This window comes from Paraburkholderia sp. XV, from assembly GCF_020177535.1.
GTDB classification, from domain to species: domain Bacteria; phylum Pseudomonadota; class Gammaproteobacteria; order Burkholderiales; family Burkholderiaceae; genus Paraburkholderia; species Paraburkholderia caribensis.
Genome location: NZ_JAGUUD010000172.1, coordinates 1 through 12,639 on the forward strand (window position 1 = coordinate 1; position 12,639 = coordinate 12,639).

General features: G+C 63.1%; 13 protein-coding genes. 4 read left to right on the forward strand and 9 right to left on the reverse strand.

Annotation, left to right across the window (positions count from 1 at the left end; genetic code table 11):
* Positions 1-115: 115 nt before the first annotated feature.
* Genes kynA through kynB form a run of 3 tightly spaced genes read right to left on the reverse strand, consistent with a single transcriptional unit; the run spans position 116 to position 2,987 of the window.
* Positions 116-1,051 carry a tryptophan 2,3-dioxygenase gene (kynA, locus tag KFO72_RS39080; RefSeq protein WP_054929832.1) on the reverse strand — a complete coding sequence of 312 codons (936 nt, stop codon included), beginning with the start codon at positions 1,049-1,051 and terminating at the stop codon, positions 116-118.
* Positions 1,052-1,061: 10 nt separating this feature from the next.
* The gene (kynU, locus tag KFO72_RS39085) at positions 1,062-2,312 is read right to left on the reverse strand and encodes a kynureninase (RefSeq protein ID WP_042316721.1); all 1,251 of its coding nucleotides are present in this window, start codon (positions 2,310-2,312) and stop codon (positions 1,062-1,064) included.
* Between the two features lie 27 nt (positions 2,313-2,339).
* Positions 2,340-2,987: an arylformamidase gene (gene kynB / locus KFO72_RS39090; protein ID WP_225034311.1), complete on the reverse strand. Its 648-nt coding sequence runs from the start codon at positions 2,985-2,987 to the stop codon at positions 2,340-2,342.
* A gap of 181 nt (positions 2,988-3,168) precedes the next feature.
* Here kynB and KFO72_RS39095 point away from each other — a divergent pair, with 181 nt between their 5' ends.
* Positions 3,169-3,672, forward strand: coding sequence for an Lrp/AsnC family transcriptional regulator (locus KFO72_RS39095; RefSeq protein ID WP_035986330.1), 504 nt, complete (start codon positions 3,169-3,171; stop codon positions 3,670-3,672).
* A gap of 64 nt (positions 3,673-3,736) precedes the next feature.
* On the opposite strand, the gene KFO72_RS39100 is transcribed toward KFO72_RS39095, so the two are convergent.
* Positions 3,737-4,249: a flavin reductase family protein gene (locus tag KFO72_RS39100; protein ID WP_054929835.1), complete on the reverse strand. Its 513-nt coding sequence runs from the start codon at positions 4,247-4,249 to the stop codon at positions 3,737-3,739.
* A 327-nt stretch (positions 4,250-4,576) separates the two neighbouring features.
* Here KFO72_RS39100 and msrA point away from each other — a divergent pair, with 327 nt between their 5' ends.
* Entirely contained in the window at positions 4,577-5,128 is a 552-nt protein-coding gene (gene msrA / locus KFO72_RS39105; protein ID WP_060602184.1) for a peptide-methionine (S)-S-oxide reductase MsrA, read from the forward strand.
* 59 nt (positions 5,129-5,187) lie between these two features.
* On the opposite strand, the gene KFO72_RS39110 is transcribed toward msrA, so the two are convergent.
* The 3 genes from KFO72_RS39110 to pdxH all read right to left on the reverse strand — a co-directional run bounded on the left by KFO72_RS39110 (position 5,188) and on the right by pdxH (position 8,463).
* On the reverse strand, positions 5,188-6,333 hold the full coding sequence (locus KFO72_RS39110; RefSeq protein ID WP_225034312.1) for a DUF72 domain-containing protein: 1,146 nt from the start codon (positions 6,331-6,333) through the stop codon (positions 5,188-5,190).
* Positions 6,334-6,433: 100 nt separating this feature from the next.
* Complete coding sequence (locus tag KFO72_RS39115; RefSeq protein ID WP_054929837.1) at positions 6,434-7,648, reverse strand: SAM-dependent methyltransferase; 1,215 nt, start codon at positions 7,646-7,648, stop codon at positions 6,434-6,436.
* A gap of 176 nt (positions 7,649-7,824) precedes the next feature.
* The gene (pdxH, locus tag KFO72_RS39120) at positions 7,825-8,463 is read right to left on the reverse strand and encodes a pyridoxamine 5'-phosphate oxidase (RefSeq protein WP_054929838.1); all 639 of its coding nucleotides are present in this window, start codon (positions 8,461-8,463) and stop codon (positions 7,825-7,827) included.
* Between the two features lie 211 nt (positions 8,464-8,674).
* Between pdxH and tcdA the strand changes: the two genes are divergently transcribed.
* Positions 8,675-9,535: a tRNA cyclic N6-threonylcarbamoyladenosine(37) synthase TcdA gene (gene tcdA / locus KFO72_RS39125; RefSeq protein ID WP_225034313.1), complete on the forward strand. Its 861-nt coding sequence runs from the start codon at positions 8,675-8,677 to the stop codon at positions 9,533-9,535.
* A gap of 81 nt (positions 9,536-9,616) precedes the next feature.
* Here the strand turns inward: tcdA and trxA are convergent, their stop codons facing one another.
* Positions 9,617-10,465: a thioredoxin gene (gene trxA / locus KFO72_RS39130; protein WP_054929840.1), complete on the reverse strand. Its 849-nt coding sequence runs from the start codon at positions 10,463-10,465 to the stop codon at positions 9,617-9,619.
* A gap of 117 nt (positions 10,466-10,582) precedes the next feature.
* Positions 10,583-11,464: a pirin family protein gene (locus KFO72_RS39135; protein WP_225034314.1), complete on the reverse strand. Its 882-nt coding sequence runs from the start codon at positions 11,462-11,464 to the stop codon at positions 10,583-10,585.
* Positions 11,465-11,633: 169 nt separating this feature from the next.
* Here KFO72_RS39135 and KFO72_RS39140 point away from each other — a divergent pair, with 169 nt between their 5' ends.
* Positions 11,634-12,515: an EamA family transporter gene (locus KFO72_RS39140; protein WP_054929842.1), complete on the forward strand. Its 882-nt coding sequence runs from the start codon at positions 11,634-11,636 to the stop codon at positions 12,513-12,515.
* The last annotated feature ends 124 nt before the right edge of the window (positions 12,516-12,639 follow it).

The window sequence follows — 12,639 nt, forward strand, 5'->3', positions numbered from 1 at the left end:
CCCGCACAGGGGCGACGCGTGAAGCACGCTAACAAATCGCGGATGCCAGCGCAAAACTAAACCCGGCGTCGCAAGACAAAGACAGAAACAAAAACAAAGACAAAAACAAAAAAACCTACAGCAAAGTCCTCACATGCCAAAGCTCAGGAAACAACACAACATCAAGCATCTTCCGCAGATACGGAGCCCCAGCGGTCCCACCGGTGCCTTGCTTAAACCCAATAATCCGCTCAACAGTAGTCACATGCCGAAACCGCCACTGCCGAAAGGCATCTTCGAGATCGACGAGTTCCTCAGCCATCTCATACAGTTCCCAATGCTGCGAAGGATTCCGATAGACCTCAAGCCAGGCGGCTTCAACCGAAGCATCGTGTTGAGTAGGCAGCGTCCAGTCACGCTCCAGCCGTGAGGCATCAATGGCAAACCCCCGCCGCGCCAGCAAACGAACCACTTCGTCATAGAACGAAGGCGCCTCGAGTGCCGCTTTCACTTCGGCAAACACATCGGCACGATGCGCATGAGGCTTGAGCATCTGCTCATTCTTATTCCCGAGCATGAACTCCAGCTGACGATACTGATAAGACTGAAACCCCGATGAACTGCCAAGAAACGGCCGCATCGACGTATATTCCGAAGGCGTCATCGTCGACAACACATTCCACGCCTGCACAAGCTGCTCAAGAATCCGCGACACACGCGCCAGCATCTTGAACGCCGGCGGCAACTCGTCTCGATGCACTGAAGCAAGCGCCGCACGCAACTCATACAGCGCAAGCTTCATCCACAACTCGCTCGTCTGATGCTGAATGATGAACAGCATCTCGTTGTGATCCGGCGACAACGGATGCTGCGCATGCAGAATCGAACCGAGCGACAAATAATCGCCATAGCTCATCGACTTCGAGAAATCGAGCTGCGCGTCGTGCCAGCCTTCGCCCTCGTCGACGGCCATGTGCGAACCGTGCGTCTCGCGCGGCGTCGGCGTGCCGCCATGCCCGAACGGGCAGCCTTGCACGGGCTTGTCTTCCGTCATCTTCATGTGGTCGGTCATCACGCGCTCCTCAGGTCACGGCGCCGCGTGCGGCAAATTCAGGTGCACGCCAGATCTCGTGTTCCAGCACGTGCCGCAGATGCTCGACGGCATCCCATACATCGACAAAGCGCGTGTACAGCGGCGTAAAGCCGAAACGCAACACATGCGGCTCGCGATAATCGCCGATCACGCCGCGCGCAATCAGCGCCTGCATCACTTCATAACCATGCGGATGCTCGAAGCTCGCATGCGAGCCGCGTTGCGCATGCGCGCGCGGCGTCACGAGCGTGAGAGGAAATTCCTTGCAACGCGTTTCGACCAGTTCAATGAAAAGGTCCGTCAGTGCAAGCGACTTCTTGCGGATCGCCTGCATGTCGGTTTGCAGAAAAATGTCGAGCCCGCATTCGACGAGCGCCATCGACACCATCGGCTGCGTGCCGCACAAAAAGCGGCCGATGCCGTCGTCGGCGGCGTAGGTCGGGTCCATCGCAAACGGCGCGCGATGCCCCCACCAGCCCGACAACGGCTGCTCGAAGTCGCTCTGATGACGATGCGGCACCCACGCGAACGCCGGAGAGCCCGGACCGCCGTTCAGATACTTGTAAGTGCAGCCGACGGCGCAATCCGCACCAACGCCGTTCAGATCGACTGGCACGGCGCCCGCCGAGTGCGCGAGATCCCACAGCGCGAGCGCGCCCTTGTCGTGGATCAGCTTCGTCAGCGCGGCCATGTCGTGCATATAGCCGGTGCGGTAGTTGACATGCGTGATCATCGCGACGGCGACGTCGTCGGTGATCGCGGCGGGCAATTCGGACGGATCGTCGACGAGCCGCAACTCGTAACCGCGATCCAGTTGTTTGATCAGCCCTTGCGCGATGTACAGGTCGGTCGGAAAGTTGGAGCGCTCCGACACGATCACGCGGCGCTTCGGGTCGCGCTTGTCCTGCATGCGCAGTGCCGCCGACAGCACCTTGAACAGGTTGATCGAAATCGTGTCGGTGACCACGACCTCGTTGTGCGCCGCGCCGATCAGCGCCGCGAGCTTGTTGCCCAGACGCCGCGGCAGCGAGAACCAGCCGGCCGTGTTCCAGCTGCGGATCAGTCCTTCGCCCCATTCGGCGCCGATCACCGTCTGCGCGCGCTGCGCGGCCGCGGCGGGCGGCACGCCTAGCGAATTGCCGTCCAGATAGATGACGTTCGGCGCCAGCGCGAACTGGTCGCGCAACGGCGCGAGCGGGTCGGCTGCATCGAGCGCGAGTGCTTCTTCACGTTGATTCATGATGTTCGTTCAGTCGAAAGAGTGTGTTCAAGCGGAATGTCGTGGTTCAGGCAGCGCGCGCAGCACGGCGCGCACCGGGCTGGCGTCGAGCGTCGTCAGCTTGAGCGGCAGCGCGATCAGCTCGTAGTCGCCAGGCGCGACGGCATCGAGCACAATGCCTTCGAGAATCGCCATGCGATGCGCGCGGATGCGGTGATGGGCGTCCATCGTCTTCGATTCCTGCGGATCGAGCGAAGGCGTATCGATGCCGATCAGCTTCACGCCGTGCGCGGCGAGCAGATCGATCGTGTCGGGTGCGACTGCGCAGAAAGCGCTGTCCCATCTGTCGACGGGCGCTGCGCGGTAGGTGCGCAACAGCACGCGCGGCGGCACGCCGTCGAGCGACGCGGCAACATGCTCCGGACTCACCAGCGGCGCCGCGCCGATACAGTGGATCACGCGGCAGCGGCCGAGATACGCATCGAGCGGCACCGCGCCGATCGCAGCGCCATCGGCGTCGTAGTGCAGCGGCGCGTCAGTGTGCGCGCCCGTGTGCGGCGAGATCGTCAGCCGCGCGACATTGACGGGCGAGCCCGCCTCCATCCGCCACACGCGCTCGATGCCCACGGGCGTGTCGCCCGGCCAGACGGGCGTCGCCGTATCGACGGCGGGCGTGATGTCCCAAAGCGTGTCCATGCGTCTCCTATTGACCACAGTGCATGCCTGAGCGTCCTACTCTCGTCTCATGCTAGCGCCGTTGTTCTGCAACCTTCTTTGGATGATAGGCGGCATCAGACGAAATGTGCTTGCTAAAAAAACTGTTTATTTCGCCCCCTTTGGAACATAATTTGAGGCAAACGGGAAAGGGAGACCGAAAATGAACGCGATCTCACTGGACGCCACCGATTGCCGTATCTTGACGGTGCTGCAGCACGAAGGACGAATCAGCAATCTGGATCTGGCGGAGCGCATCTCGCTTTCGCCGTCCGCGTGTCTGCGGCGCTTGCGCCTGCTGGAAGAGCAGGGGGTGATCGAGCGTTATCGCGCGTGCCTGAACCGCGAAGTGCTGGGGTTTGAACTGGAAGCGTTCGTGCAGGTATCGATGCGCAACGACCAGGAGAACTGGCACGAGCGCTTCGCCGACGCGCTGCGTGACTGGCCGGAAGTGGTCGGCGCGTTCGTCGTGACGGGCGAGACGCATTATCTGCTGCGGGTGCTCGCCCACAATCTCAAGCACTATTCGGATTTCGTGCTCAGCCGTCTGTACAAGGCGCCGGGCGTTTTGGACATCCGCTCGAACATCGTGCTGCAGACGCTGAAGGAAGACTCGGGCGTGCCCGTCGCGCTGGTAACGAGCTCGAAGGCGCAACAGCCTGGCTAGCCAGCGCCGCCCGGGCGGGCGAGGAAAACCCGCCTTTCTCGCCACATGCAACGGCGCCGGCGTGTCAGCCGAGCCGTTTCAGGCCGTGAAAATCGCCGTTGTGGAAGACGAGTGGTTCGATTTCCCCCGCCCGATCGTGGACGCCGCAGCGCTCCACCTCGCCGACAAAAATCACGTGGTCGCCTTCGTCATAGCGGCTGCGGTTGTGGCATTCGAACCATGCGAGCGCACCGTCGAGCACGGGCATGCCCGTGTCGCCCGCCGCATGCGATACCCCTTCGAAGCGGTCGCCCTTGACGGTGGCAAAGCGCTTGCACAGATCGAGCTGCGTCGCGGCCAGCACATTGACGACATAATGACTGTTCGAGCGGAACACGGGCATGGAGGCCGAGCGTGTCGCGAGACTCCACAGCACGAGCGGCGGCGCGAGCGAGACGGAATTGAACGAACTGGCCGTGATCCCGATCAACGCGCCCGACGGCGCGCGTGTCGTAATGACGGTGACGCCCGTCGCAAACTGGCTGAGCGCGCGGCGAAAAGCGTCGTTGTCGAAATTGGGCGGGTTGGCGCGCTTCATCGGCGGGGGCATGCTGGCGAACGGACCGCTTCATGCAGCGACCAGAGGAAAAAAAACGGTTCGAAGGTCATGTAGAAATTTGGCGAATTGTCCCAATTTTAACTGCAATCGCAGAGGGCCAGGCGCGAGCGCGTGGCGGGACAAGGGCTGCTGCATGGTACGGATGGTGCGTGCGGGCAGCATGAATACCGAAAAGGGCGGAGTATTGGCCGGTCGGATGCGGTGAAGCATCGGGTGTCCACAGTGACTGCGGTGAGCCGACGCGGCTTTGTCCAGACGTTTTGTCCGGAACGCAAGCGTCGCGGTGAGCCAATTCAAGGAGCGAGCATGAGTCAGTCAGTCGAGACCGCCACGCTGGGCGGCGGGTGTTTCTGGTGTCTGGAGGCGGTGTATCTGGGCGTCGATGGGGTGACGTCGGTGGAATCGGGGTATGCGGGCGGGCAGGTCGACAATCCGTCGTACGAGCAGGTGTGCGACGGCGACACCGGGCACGCCGAAGTCGTCAACGTCGAGTTCGATCCGGCGCGCATTACGTACCGCGAGATCCTCGATATTTTCTTCGCGATCCATGATCCGACCCAGCTCAACCGTCAGGGAAACGATGTCGGCACGCAATACCGGTCGGTGATCTTCACCCACTCGGACGCGCAGCGCGAGACGGCACTGCAGGCGATCCGCGAGATCGGCGCCGAAGGCATCTACGACGGCCAGATCGTCACGCAGGTGCTGCCGCTCGACGGCAACTATTTTCCTGCCGAGGCGTATCACCAGAACTACTTCGCGCAGCATCCGGATCAGGGCTATTGCGCGTTCGTCGTGGCGCCGAAGGTGGCGAAGTTCCGGCAGAAGTTCGCGCATCGGATCAAGGCCGGCGCGTGAGCGCGGGCTGATTTCCGCGCGTGAGGTAACCTGAGGTAACCGTTTGCGCGGCGCAGGTCCTAAGCGGACTGCGCCGCGTTTTCTTGTTGCGCGGCGCACAGCCGTTCGCACGCAGCCGCGATTTGCGCCGCGAGCTTCACGCAGGTCAGCGGTGCGGAACCTTCGGCCTTGTTGTTCGCGGCGATCAGCACCGGCTGGCCGGCAATCGCGTAACGTGCGGCCAGTTCGGCGAGCGCGGTGCGGGTGTCGGGGTCTTCGTCGACGAGTTTGTCGAACGGTTCGTACTTCGCTTTTGCCTGCTCGTACTTGAAGCCGCCGTGCAGGCTCCAGCGCACGATCAGCGGCCCTGACGGCGCGTCATCCAGCATCGCGAGCGCGGCGGCCTGCCGCGACGGATCGGGCATCCGCGCGTGAATGCCGACGCAATACCGCACGCCCGTCGCCTTCAGCGCACGAATCAGGCGCGGCGTCAGCAACGACGCATCGCGGATTTCGACGGCGTAGCAGGTATCGCCTTCGAGCGGCGGCAGCGCCGCCAGGAAGGCCGTCAGCCGGTCGACGAAGAGAGCCGGCCGCGCGAGCATTTCATTGGGCAGCGGCGAGAACTGGAACACGAGCGCCCCCGCCTTCGCGCCCAGGCCGTCGATGCAAGGCCGCACGAATTCGTCGATGGCCAGTTGCGCGTTCAGAAAGCAGGGATTCTCCGATACCGGCTCGCCGCGCTCGGCGCGCACCGTGGCGTCGGTGACGAGCGCGGGCGCCTTCACGATGAAGCGAAAATGGTCCGGCACCTGCTGCGCGTAACGCAGATAGTCGGTGAGCGTGAGCGGCGCGTAAAACGAGCGGTCGATGCTCACCGTGCGCAGCAGCGGATGCGCGCCGTAAGCGGTGAGGCCGTCGCGCGACAGCTTGCTGTTGCTGTAGTCGTCGCCGTAGACGATGCCTTTCCAGCCCGGAAAGGACCATGTCGAGGTGCCGAGATGCACTTGCGGCGGCAACTGGCTGGCGAGCTGCGTGAGCTGTTCGGAAGGCGGCGCGGCGAGGACGCCGCGGGCGCGGCGTGTTTTCGGCGGCGCTTCGCCGGTCGCGGCCGCCGTTTCGGACGAAGCGTTGGGCGCAGAGGCAACGGCGACCGCCGCCTGCTCGACGGGATTGCCGAACATGTCGAGTTGCACGGTGCCGTCGGGTGCCGCTTCTTCTTCCATCGATCCGTTACGAGAGACGTTGCGCTGACGCGGATGAACGACGTCCGCTCCGGGCCGATGCATGAGCGCAACGGACCCGAAGCGGGAACAGCCCGCGATTCTACAGCGCCTTCTCGTACATGAAGCGGCGCGACCAGGGCAGCGTCGTGGCGCTGCGGCCAGCCTTGCGGCACACCACCTGATAGATCGACACGTCGTCGTTCTCGAACGCATACGCGCAGCCCGCGAGGTACACGCGCCAGATGCGAAATTTCTCGTCCTCGACGAGTGTCTTCGCTTCGGCCGCTCTTGCCTCGAAGTTCTCGGCCCAGATGTCGAGCGTGCGCGCGTAATGACGGCGAAGGCTTTCAACGTCGAAAGCTTCGAGCCCGCCACGCTGCATCGATTCGAGCGCGAGGCTGATATGCGGCAGCTCGCCGTCGGGGAACACGTATTTGTCGATGAACTCGCCGCCGCCCAGCGCTGTTTCGCCGCTGTCGTAATCGGTCGACGTGATGCCGTGATTCATCGCGATACCGTCGTCGGTGAGCAGGTCGTGGATCTTCTGAAAGTAGCCAGGCAGGTTCTTGCGGCCCACGTGCTCGAACATGCCGACGCTCGTGATGCGGTCGAACTGCCCTTGCACGTCGCGATAGTCCTGCAGGCGGATTTCGATCTGGCCTTCGAGTCCTGCGTCCTTCACGCGCTGCGTCGCGAGATTGAACTGGTTCTGCGACAGCGTCACGCCCACGCACTTCGCGCCGAACTTCTGCGCCGCGCGCAGCACGAGCGCGCCCCAGCCGCAGCCGATGTCCAGCAGACGCTGGCCCGGCTGCACCTGGATCTTCGTCAGGATGTGATCGATCTTCTTGATCTGCGCGGTGGCGAGGTCTTCGTCGCCGTTCTCGAAATACGCGCACGAGTACACCATGTTCTCGTCGAGCCACAGCTTGTAGAACTCGTTCGAGACGTCGTAGTGATACTGGATCGCCTTCTTGTCCGAGGTTTTCGTGTGATTGAAATAGCGCCGCACGCGCGCGAGCTTGCTCGCATTCGTGACCGTGCTGCGCGCAAGCGAATAGCTGATGTCGATGATGTCCGACAGCTTGCCTTCGATGTCGATCTTGCCCTTCACGTACGCCTCGCCCAGATTGTCCAGGCTCGGTTCGAGCAAAAGCGGCAGCGCGGACGCGCTATTCACTTTCAGCGTGACCTGCGGCGCGGCGAACGTGCCGAAGTCATGTTGCTGGCCATCCCATAGCACCAGGCGCGCCGGAAGATTGGCCTTCGTTTTTACTTCTTCTACCCACTGCGCCAGCTTCTTCTCCCAGAACATGTGATTTCTCCGTGTCCAATGAATCAAAGCAAAGCCTGTCGAACCACAGTGCGCAGCGCGCGAGCCGGCCTTGGCCGCGCTGTTTGATGTCGAGCCGCGCGCACGCGATTCTGCCGTCGGCGCGACGCGTCATGCAACGTGAAGCAGGACGGGCCGCGCGCCGGTGTATTGATGTGTCAGGGCGACAGACGGGCGATCGTCCAGTCGGCGCTGCCGCTACGCGTGTAGAGCAGCCGGTCGTGCAGACGTGAGGGCCGTCCTTGCCAGAATTCGATTGCGTCGGGAATCAGGCGGTAGCCGCCCCAGTGCGGGGGCCGGGGCGGATTGTCCCCGTATTGTGCAATGAATTCGCGTTCCCGCGCTTCCAAAGCGGCACGGCTTTCAATCACCTTGCTCTGCTCCGACGCCCATGCGCCGATGCGTGAGCCGACAGGACGCGATGCGAAGTACGTGTCGCTTTCGGCGTCGCTCGTCTTGACGACGGTGCCCTCGACGCGCACCTGGCGCTCGAGTTCGATCCAGTAGAAAAGCAGGCTTGCGTATGGGTTCTGTGCGAGTTCGAGGCCCTTGCGGCTCTCGTAGTTCGTGAAGAACACGAACCCGCGTTCGTCGACCCCCTTGATCAGCACGATGCGCGCCGAAGGCCGGCCGCGCGGGTCGACTGTCGCAAGCGTCATCGTGTTCGGTTCAGGGAGTTGCGCGTCGACAGCCTGTTTGAACCATACGTCGAACTGACGGAACGGGTTCGGGTCGGCGTCGGCAATGTCCAGCGAACCGAGCGAATAGTTTTTGCGGAGATCGGCAAGAGTGCTCATGTTTTTATGCAAGCGCTACAGTGTGGGGCCAGTATAGCGAAGGACAAAGTTTTCTGCGTTGAGGCGTGTCGTGCGGGCAGCGCGTTGAAGCGCCCGACGCCGCGATCCGCGGGCGTGTGCCGTCGCGATCAGGCAAAATAGCGGGTTGAACGCATGCAGATATCCGCAGGATATCGCAATGCCGTAGTCCGAATCCGCGAAGCTACCCATCATGTCCACGCCTCTCGTCACCGAGCATTCCGATATTACTACCGACTCCAGCGCGCATGAAACCGCCGACCGCGCCCGGCGTTTCGGCGGCGTCGCGCGCCTGTACGGCGCGCCGGCGCTGGCCGCGTTCGAGCGCGCGCACGTTGCCGTGATCGGCATTGGCGGCGTCGGTTCGTGGGCGGCGGAAGCGCTCGCGCGCACGGCGATCGGCCGGATCACACTGATCGATCTCGACAACGTCGCCGAGAGCAACACGAACCGGCAGATTCACGCGCTCGACGGCAACTACGGCAAGCCGAAAGTCGATGCGATGGCCGAGCGCATCCGGCTGATCGATCCGCAGTGCGAGGTGCGCGTGATCGAAGATTTCATCGAGCCGGACAACTTCGACAAGGTACTGGGCGGCGGCTTCGACTACGTGGTCGATGCAATCGACAGCGTGCGCACGAAGACGGCGCTGATCGCGTGGTGCGTCGAGCACAAGCAGCCGTTGATCACGGTCGGCGGCGCGGGCGGCCAGCTCGATCCGACGCGGATCCGTATCGACGACCTCGCGCAGACCATTCAGGACCCGCTGCTGTCGAAAGTGCGCGGCCAGTTGCGCAAGCAACATGGCTTTCCGCGCGGGCCAAAAGCGAAGTTCAAGGTGAGCGCGGTGTATTCCGACGAGCCGCTGATCTATCCCGAAGCGGCTGTGTGCGATATCGACGAAGAAGCCGAGCACGTCCCGACGTCGCCCGGTCATCATGGCCCGGTGGGATTGAACTGCGCGGGCTTTGGGTCGAGCGTGTGCGTGACGGCGAGCTTCGGCTTCGCGGCTGTGGCGCACGTGCTGCGCGCGCTGGCGAAGAGCGCGGCCTGAAGCACAACGGCTGAGGCGGCTTCGCCTGAATGAAAAAAACGCGGCACATGGCCGCGTTTTTTCATGGTGGGGCGAAAACGATCAGTTCAACGACGCACTCAGCTTGCGGCGCCATTTCGCCACCAGTTCCGGCTGATGCGCAGCGAGATCGAACACGGACAGCATCGTCTTGCGGCCGATGTCTTCGCGGAACGTGCGGTCACGCGTGACGATGGCAAGCAGATGCTCGAGCGCCGGGTCGTACTTGCGCCGCGCAATCAACGCGCTGGCCAGATCGAAGCGCGCTTCGAGGTCGTCGGGATTGCTGGCGACGGCGGCTTCGAGGGCATCCGTGGGCGGCAGGTCGGCGGCGGCGTCGACGGCATCGAGCCGCGTCTTGATTGCGTTGTAGCGCGCGTCGATGCCCTGCGTCGTTTTAGGCGACAGCAGATCGTTTTCCTTCTGTGCTTCTTCGGTGCGGTTGTCTTCGAGCAGCAGTTCCATCAGATCGAGCCGTGCTTCGTCGAAACCCGGGTCATAGGCGAGTGCCGCCTTCAGCGCGTCGTACGCATCTTCGCGGCGGCCTTCGGCGATCGCAATCGCCGCTTGCGCGCGCGATGCTTCCGCGCCGTCCGGCACGAGACGGTCGAGGAACTGGCGCAACTGGCCTTCCGGCAGCACGCCGATGAATTGATCGACAGGCCGTCCGTCCGCGAAGGCGACGACGTGCGGAATGCTGCGCACCTGGAAATGCGCGGCCAGTTCCTGGTTTTCGTCGACGTTCACCTTCACGAGCCGCCATTTGCCCTCGTACTCGGCTTCGAGCTTTTCGAGCATCGGGCCGAGCGTCTTGCACGGTCCGCACCACGGCGCCCAGAAGTCGACGAGTACGGGCGCGAGCATCGATGCGCTGATGACGTCCTTTTCGAAAGTGGCGAGGGTGGTGTCCATTGCTATCTCTTCCTTGGATCGGTACGCGGGATATATGGGGGCGGCCTGAGTCGTTTCAATGCAAGGCCTGATCGGGCCTATGGTGCTGCTGCGCCGCTCCCCGCGGATGCTCCCAGTCTAGCGCGGCTTGCGCTTGGGCAGCGGGATCCATTCGGTCTCGCCGGGCACCTTGCCCATTTCCTGGTTCGTCCACGCGAGCTTCGCGCGCTCGATCTTCTCGCGCGAACTCGCGACGAAATTCCATTCGATGAAGCGCTCGCCGTCCAGCTTCTCGCCGCCGAGCAGCATCACCGTCGCGCCTTGCGCGCTGGCGAGCGTCACGGTTTCGCCGGGCGTGAGCACGGCCATCGACGCGGCTTCGAGCGGCTCGCCGTCGAGCGACAGGTCGCCGTCGACGAGATACACGCCGCGTTCGTCGTGCTCCGGTTCGAGCGCGAGCACGCTGCCCGGCGAGAAATGCGCGGCGGCGTACAGCGTGCCCGAGAAGGTGCGCGCCGGCGACGTCTTGCCGAACGACGTGCCCGCGATGATGCGCAGCGTGACGCCGTTGCGCTCGATTTCCGGCAGCGTGGCACCCGGGTGATGTTCAAACGACGGCTCGACGTCTTCGTCGGCGAGCGGCAGCGCGACCCAGGTCTGGATGCCGTGTACCGTCGAGCCATTCGTGCGGTCGGGTTCGGGCGTGCGCTCGGAATGAACGATGCCGCGTCCTGCCGTCATCCAGTTGACGTCGCCGGGAACGATCTTCTGTTCGGAGCCGAGGCTGTCGCGATGCATGATCGCGCCTTCGAACAGATAGGTGACGGTCGCGAGTCCGATATGCGGATGCGGGCGCACGTCGAGCCCGGTGCCGGCGGGCAGCGTGGCGGGGCCCATGTGGTCGAAGAAGATGAACGGGCCGACGAGACGCGCGGCCATGGCGGGCAGCACGCGCCGCACGGCCAGATTGCCGATGTCGCGGACGTGGGGCTTGAGAACCGCTTTGATCGATGAGGGCATGACGGGCTCAGTTGGTGGGGACAGGACGGATCATTTTACTGCCCGTGCCGGTTGCATGTGTCGGAGGGCTCGGGTCGCGGAACGATTCGTCCCGGTCGAAGCGGGCAGTGCATCCGCCGCCGCTCGGCTACACTCTCATGCTCTGATACAGGCAAAAACAGGAATGCAGATGTCACCAAAAGACCTGCTGCTGGCGCTGGTCGTCGTCGTGGCGTGGGGTGTGAACTTTGTCGTGATCAAGGTTGGGCTGCATGGCGTGCCGCCGATGCTGCTCGGCGCACTGCGCTTCACGCTCGCCGCTTTTCCCGCTGTGTTCTTTATCAAACGGCCGCGGATGCCGTGGCGCTGGCTGATTGCCTATGGCGCGACGATCTCGCTCGGGCAATTCGCGTTTCTGTTTTCGGCGATGTATGTCGGCATGCCAGCCGGGCTGGCGTCTTTGGTACTGCAGGCGCAGGCGTTCTTTACGCTCCTGTTTGCGGCTTTGTTTTTGCATGAGCGCTTTCGTTTGCAGAACGTGCTCGGGCTCGTTGTCGCGGCGATCGGGCTTGCTGTGATCGGTATGCAGGGCGGGGCCGCGATGACGCTTGCCGGGTTCGTTCTCACGCTGTGCGCGGCCGTGATGTGGGCGCTCGGTAATATCGTCACCAAGAAAGTCGGTAAGGTCGATCTGGTGGGTCTGGTCGTGTGGGGCAGTTTGATTCCGCCTGTGCCGTTCTTCGTGCTGTCGTATCTGCTCGAAGGGCCGCAGCGGATCGAGGCGGCATTGACAGGCATCGGCGCTTCGTCGGTGTTCGCGATCGTTTATCTCGCGTTTGTGGCTACGCTGGTTGGGTATGGGCTTTGGAGCCGGCTGTTGTCGAGATATCCGGCTGGGCAGGTCGCGCCGTTTTCGTTGCTCGTGCCGATTGTTGGGCTGGCGTCGGCTTCGGTGTTGCTAGGTGAGTCGTTGTCGGGTGCGCAGATTGCGGGCGCGGTTTTGGTGATGGTCGGGCTTGGGGTTAATGTGTTTGGTGGGTGGGTGGTGGAGAGGTTTTCTCTCGCGCGGTGAGTTGCTGTTTTTTTGTCTGCGACGCTGGGTGGTGGTGGTTGTTGTGCGGGCGGGTTGGTTTTCTGGGCCTTTGCGCTGGCATCCGCGATGCGTTATCTAGCTTCAAGCGTCGCCCCTGTGCGGG

Bases quoted from the DNA above. Each gene is read 5' to 3' on its own strand.
- kynA (WP_054929832.1), bottom strand. From the start codon at position 1,051: ATGACCGACCACATGAAGATGACGGAAGACAAGCCCGTGCAAGGCTGC.
- kynU (WP_042316721.1), bottom strand. From the start codon at position 2,312: ATGAATCAACGTGAAGAAGCACTCGCGCTCGATGCAGCCGACCCGCTC.
- kynB (WP_225034311.1), bottom strand. From the start codon at position 2,987: ATGGACACGCTTTGGGACATCACGCCCGCCGTCGATACGGCGACGCCC.
- KFO72_RS39095 (WP_035986330.1), top strand. From the start codon at position 3,169: ATGAACGCGATCTCACTGGACGCCACCGATTGCCGTATCTTGACGGTG.
- KFO72_RS39100 (WP_054929835.1), bottom strand. From the start codon at position 4,249: ATGAAGCGCGCCAACCCGCCCAATTTCGACAACGACGCTTTTCGCCGC.
- msrA (WP_060602184.1), top strand. From the start codon at position 4,577: ATGAGTCAGTCAGTCGAGACCGCCACGCTGGGCGGCGGGTGTTTCTGG.
- KFO72_RS39110 (WP_225034312.1), bottom strand. From the start codon at position 6,333: ATGGAAGAAGAAGCGGCACCCGACGGCACCGTGCAACTCGACATGTTC.
- KFO72_RS39115 (WP_054929837.1), bottom strand. From the start codon at position 7,648: ATGTTCTGGGAGAAGAAGCTGGCGCAGTGGGTAGAAGAAGTAAAAACG.
- pdxH (WP_054929838.1), bottom strand. From the start codon at position 8,463: ATGAGCACTCTTGCCGATCTCCGCAAAAACTATTCGCTCGGTTCGCTG.
- tcdA (WP_225034313.1), top strand. From the start codon at position 8,675: ATGTCCACGCCTCTCGTCACCGAGCATTCCGATATTACTACCGACTCC.
- trxA (WP_054929840.1), bottom strand. From the start codon at position 10,465: ATGGACACCACCCTCGCCACTTTCGAAAAGGACGTCATCAGCGCATCG.
- KFO72_RS39135 (WP_225034314.1), bottom strand. From the start codon at position 11,464: ATGCCCTCATCGATCAAAGCGGTTCTCAAGCCCCACGTCCGCGACATC.
- KFO72_RS39140 (WP_054929842.1), top strand. From the start codon at position 11,634: ATGTCACCAAAAGACCTGCTGCTGGCGCTGGTCGTCGTCGTGGCGTGG.